Origin of the sequence: Thermococcus sp., assembly GCF_027008145.1 — an archaeon.
Lineage (GTDB): Archaea > Methanobacteriota_B > Thermococci > Thermococcales > Thermococcaceae > Thermococcus.
The window spans coordinates 1-4,333 of sequence record NZ_JALTCZ010000195.1 but is presented as its reverse complement, the minus strand read 5'-3'; the positions used below and the strand labels follow the sequence as shown (position 1 = coordinate 4,333).

Here is a 4,333-nt window from a genome sequence, read left to right as displayed (position 1 = left end):
AAGACTTCCGCGTTTTCGGATTTTCCTCGGGAGTAGGCCTTTATCGGGTACTATGAGGAGGTTAACCTCCGTCCCGTCCTCTTCAAACTTGTCCTCCACCTTCCGAACGTCCCGCTCCCTGATTTTGTTCTCCCACTTCACCTTAGCCACGAGTCGGAGTTTTTTGTGCTCCACGAGGGCAACGTCAAGTTCAGGCCTTATCCTAAAAAGCTTAATGCTTGTAAACCCGCACATCCACAACAACGTGCCATACACCCGGAGCGTAGCGTTTGATGACCAGCTCGTTGAGCTTCTCAACCTCGTAGCCGTAATCCCTCGCTATCCTCTTGAAGGTCGCGAAGGGTTCCTCAGGCATCAGCCTCTCTGGAACTGTGTTGTGGTAGTGGATTACCGCTTCGTCCTTCGCTATCTCCAGCGCTTTGGGGATGAACTCATGGGTTGTGACAACGTAGCCCATGAGAACCCTATCCGCTATGTTCTCCCCTGGAAAGTCGCGGTTGTCCATGTTGTAGGGAGTCATCAGGCCCTGAACGCCGTTGAGCCAGATGTTCTCAACTAGAAAGTGGAATGTGTAGAGGTCTTTCTCGATTGCTATAACCCGCGCCTTTTTATGAACTGCCATAGGCAGACTGAGGTGGCCGATTCCGGCAAACATATCAACAACCAGCTCTCCCGGCCTTGCAACCTGCGCCATTCTCACGCGCTCCTTGACGTTGGCCGGCGAGAACATAACTCTCGCAACGTCGAGCTTGTACTTGACGCCGTTCTCGATGTGAACCGTAACGGTGTCTTTGCCATAGAGGAGCTCGTAGTCCGGTTTTCTGGTTTCTCCGTAGATGTGCCCCTTCCTGAGGACGGTCTTTACTCCAAGGACTTCGGCGTAAACCTGGGCTATCCTCCCCCTGTAGGGATCAAGCTCCCCCCTCAGGGGCAGGATTACGACGTCACCTATCCTGACCCAGTGTTTTGGGAGAAGATCGAGCAGAGCAGGAGGGAGCTCCTTTGAGAGGATTTCCCTAATCCTTGGCTTTATGACCTGAGTTCTCATCAGCCCCCCTTGGACGATAGGTTTTAAAAGCCTTCCCAACATTTCGACAAAAGGCGATGGGAAATCCTTAAAAGACCGGAGTGAGAGTTTAAAAAGAAGAACCGCGGAGGTCGATGATAGATATGGAGGAAGAGCCCCCGAATAGTGGGTTGTTTTCGAGGATTTTTAGGAAGAATGAAGAAGCCCTTCTTGAGCAGAGGCTCAGCAACGAAGCCTATGAGGAATACAAAAGACTTCTCATGAGGGCCAGGCCCGAGGTGGATGGAGAGAAGATAACGCTCCGCCTCGCGGACGGGATTGTCGAGCTTGAAGAGGGTGTTTTGAGGATCAGGGCCAGGAGCAAGAAGAAGGCCGAGAAGATACTGCGCAACCTTCACCACTACTCCAGCCCCCCAAGCATCTGGCCAGCCTACGGTCTGAGCTACTCAATAAAGAGAAAGAGGCGAATGGTTCTCTGACGGAAGGTTTAAATCCCTCTTTTCCTTCACAACCTTCTGCGGATGACGACCCTTGCCCAGCCTGAACTGTGATGACGTCGGTATTAGCTGACGCAGGGGCGGTGAGGTTCGCGGGCCAATGAACCGCCCCATCGGGGGGGAGAAAATGAGCGACGGGAACAACGGACTGCTTGAGTTCTATGCGAGCGAGGCCCTTACCTGCCCGAGGAGGATATACTTCCGTCTCAAGGGCTATCCCGAGAGATGGCCCGAGTTCGTTAAGGTCAGGCTCGACCAGGGGGTTAACACCCACCGGGTTCTCGGGAAAATCCTGGAGAGGCGCTTCGGCTTCGAGCTTGAAAAGCACCTCATTTTGAGGTCGGAAAAGCTGGGGCTGGAAATCCACGGAAGGATAGACGCCTTCAGAGACTTTCCAATAGAGATAAAGGGGAAGACGAACCTCCCAAAGGCCCCCTACGACTACCACCTGGCACAGCTCAACGTCTACCTCCGCTGGGCAGAGGCCGAGTATGGATACCTATATTACATTAAGCTCCACGAGGAGCCAATGAGGGTCATAGGGAAGCTCGACCTCTCGGGCTTTCCAGTCATAAAGGGGCCCCAATTCAGAACCTTTGAGGTCCCCTACGATAAAACCCTCTTCCGGGAGACTCTCAGGCAATTCTATAACGTGAAGAGGGCCTATGAAAAGGACAAACCCCCAATGGGGTGGAAGAGCTACGCCTGTCGCTTCTGCCCCTACCGCTACCTCTGCTATCCCGATGGGGAACCCTAGTTCAGTCCCTTCTGATGACCCACTTGAGACCCTTCTCGGCGACCGCTTTTATCTCACCGAGGTTGTAGAGGTGAGCTATGATTGCCCTTACCGGGACGAGGTTGAGGGCAAGCTTCTTCGGGCTCGGCTCAACGTTAAGAGCCTTCATAATTGCCAAGGCTAGCTCATCAACTGAGAGAGGCTCCCTAAGGAGCCCCCTAGCGAGGTCAATTGAGCTTGTAAGCCTCTTCCTGTTGGCAGATACAAGGCTAACTGCCCCTTCCCCGGAAACCACCGAGCCATGGGAAGGGACGAGAGTAGTCCCTGAGAGGGCGAGCTCCTCAAGAACTTTCAGCGACTCAAGAAACGCCCCAACGTCAAGGAGGTAGGGGAGGCCAACGGTCTCCAAAAGCTTCTCGCCGAAGAAGGAATCCCCGGCGTAGATGACCCCACTGCTTAAGAACCCGCTCATGCCAGGGGAATGGCCGGGCAGTCCAAGCACCTTGAGGCCGAAGAGTTCATCGTCCCACTCGAATATCCCGTGAACCCTGATCTCCTCGGGGATGGAGTACGCCAGGAACCCCCTCGGTGCCTTAGAACCGAAGGTAAGGACTTCCCTCGCGAGGGGACTCTCTGCTATAGAAAACTCAAAGCGGTGGGTGTAGAGGGGGGCATCGATCTTTCTGGAGACGGTTATATGGTCTGCGTGCCCGTGCGTGGCTATCTGTGCCAGAAGGGGCTTTTTCAGCTTTCTGACCTCTCTCAGGAGATCTTTGTGCCTGCCCTTTCCGTGGCCCGGGTCTACGAGAACAACTCCATCCTCCAGGATCTTGAAACCCGTCGAGGGGCTTCCCGGGTAAAGATAGAAGTCATCGGCAATTTTTCTCAATCCCATCGAACCACCATGTAAGGTTCGCAAAGAAGAATAAAAACTTTGGCAAAAGGGAAAGTCAGACGTGCCTGGCGTAGAGGGTCTTCCTGCCCTCGGCCTTGGCTCTCCTGGCGGACTTCTCTATGAGGCCCTTAAGCTCCTCCTCAAGGGCGTCGTAGAACTCCGGGCTGACCCTGAGCTCGGGGTCAATGCCCTTGACGAATTCCTTAACCTTGGACTTAACTACCATCTCTGCCATTTCACACACCTCCTTTATGGCCAGAGGCCGTGTTTAGTGGGAGTTTTACCTTTATAACTCTTCTGCTCCGGGAGAGGCGGGAAAGCTCATTCACTCCCGAAAGGTTAAAATTCCGGAGTGAGACCTCCAAAACGGTGGTAGAAAGGTGAGGGTCGTCCTCATTGATGGGGAGCACTATCCCCCTGTGACGCGCTGGGCGATTGAAAAGCTCGGGAATGTATGCTGTGCGGTTTTCCTCGGGGGAGAGGAGAAAATAGGCGCTATGGAGACTCTTAAGGGAGAGCTGGGGGTTAAGCTTTACCGCTCCTCCAACCCGCTGGAGGCCCTACGGAGAGCCCTCTCCGAGAACGATGTGAGCGAAGTGGTTGACCTGAGCGACGAGCCTGTTGTTGACTACGAGGCGAGGTTCAGGATAGCGTCGCTCTGCATGCTCAGGGGAGTAACCTACAGGGGAGCCGACTTCGAGTTCAGGCCGAAAAAGCTCTTAAAGCCTTCAAAACCGAGCATAGCGGTTATAGGGACAGGAAAGAGGGTCGGAAAGACGGCCCTGGGGAGTTTCGTTGCAAAGGCCCTGAAGGAACGCTTTCATCCTGTCGTCGTGACGATGGGACGCGGTGGGCCGGAGAGGCCCGAGATCGTTGACGGGAAAAGGCTGAGCCTAACCCCGGAGTTTCTCCTAGAGATAACTCTGAAGGGAGAACACGCTGCATCTGACCACTACGAAGACGCCCTGGTGGCGGGGGTAACGACGATAGGGTGCCGCCGCTGTGGAGGAGGCATGGCGGGGTTCCCCTTCTTCGACGTGGTCTCCGAGGGAATGAAGCTCGCCGAGAGCCTGCCCCATGACATTATAGTCTTTGAGGGGAGCGGTGCTACGATGCCTCCAGTTAAGGCCGACGGCTACATAACCGTCGTCGGAGCAACCCAGAGGATGGAGCATGTA

5 protein-coding genes and 1 pseudogene are annotated in these 4,333 nt (G+C 54.6%); 3 read left to right on the top strand and 3 right to left on the bottom strand.

What is annotated here, in order from left to right:
• Positions 1 to 211 precede the first annotated feature (211 nt).
• Positions 212 to 1,048 carry a class I SAM-dependent methyltransferase family protein gene (locus tag MVD07_RS09970; RefSeq protein WP_297501620.1) on the bottom strand — a complete coding sequence of 279 codons (837 nt, stop codon included), beginning with the start codon at positions 1,046 to 1,048 and terminating at the stop codon, positions 212 to 214.
• 122 nt (positions 1,049 to 1,170) lie between these two features.
• Here MVD07_RS09970 and MVD07_RS09965 point away from each other — a divergent pair, with 122 nt between their 5' ends.
• Positions 1,171 to 1,506 (top strand): hypothetical protein, encoded by a 336-nt coding sequence (locus tag MVD07_RS09965; protein WP_297501623.1) that lies wholly within the window; start codon positions 1,171 to 1,173, stop codon positions 1,504 to 1,506.
• Positions 1,507 to 1,651: 145 nt separating this feature from the next.
• Positions 1,652 to 2,281 (top strand): CRISPR-associated protein Cas4, encoded by a 630-nt coding sequence (gene cas4 / locus MVD07_RS09960; protein ID WP_297501617.1) that lies wholly within the window; start codon positions 1,652 to 1,654, stop codon positions 2,279 to 2,281.
• Position 2,282: 1 nt separating this feature from the next.
• Here the strand turns inward: cas4 and MVD07_RS09955 are convergent, their stop codons facing one another.
• Together MVD07_RS09955 and MVD07_RS09950 are read right to left on the bottom strand one after the other, a co-directional pair.
• Positions 2,283 to 3,155 carry an MBL fold metallo-hydrolase gene (locus MVD07_RS09955; protein ID WP_297501614.1) on the bottom strand — a complete coding sequence of 291 codons (873 nt, stop codon included), beginning with the start codon at positions 3,153 to 3,155 and terminating at the stop codon, positions 2,283 to 2,285.
• Positions 3,156 to 3,210: 55 nt separating this feature from the next.
• The gene (locus MVD07_RS09950) at positions 3,211 to 3,390 is read right to left on the bottom strand and encodes a hypothetical protein (RefSeq protein WP_297501603.1); all 180 of its coding nucleotides are present in this window, start codon (positions 3,388 to 3,390) and stop codon (positions 3,211 to 3,213) included.
• A gap of 145 nt (positions 3,391 to 3,535) precedes the next feature.
• Here MVD07_RS09950 and MVD07_RS09945 point away from each other — a divergent pair.
• Positions 3,536 to 4,333: pseudogene (locus MVD07_RS09945) on the top strand (2,3-diphosphoglycerate synthetase); the annotation flags it as partial.

Coding starts and splice junctions, on each gene's coding strand:
- MVD07_RS09955 (WP_297501614.1), bottom strand. CDS start 3,155: ATGGGATTGAGAAAAATTGCCGATGACTTCTATCTTTACCCGGGAAGC.
- MVD07_RS09965 (WP_297501623.1), top strand. CDS start 1,171: ATGGAGGAAGAGCCCCCGAATAGTGGGTTGTTTTCGAGGATTTTTAGG.
- MVD07_RS09950 (WP_297501603.1), bottom strand. CDS start 3,390: ATGGCAGAGATGGTAGTTAAGTCCAAGGTTAAGGAATTCGTCAAGGGC.
- cas4 (WP_297501617.1), top strand. CDS start 1,652: ATGAGCGACGGGAACAACGGACTGCTTGAGTTCTATGCGAGCGAGGCC.
- MVD07_RS09970 (WP_297501620.1), bottom strand. CDS start 1,048: ATGAGAACTCAGGTCATAAAGCCAAGGATTAGGGAAATCCTCTCAAAG.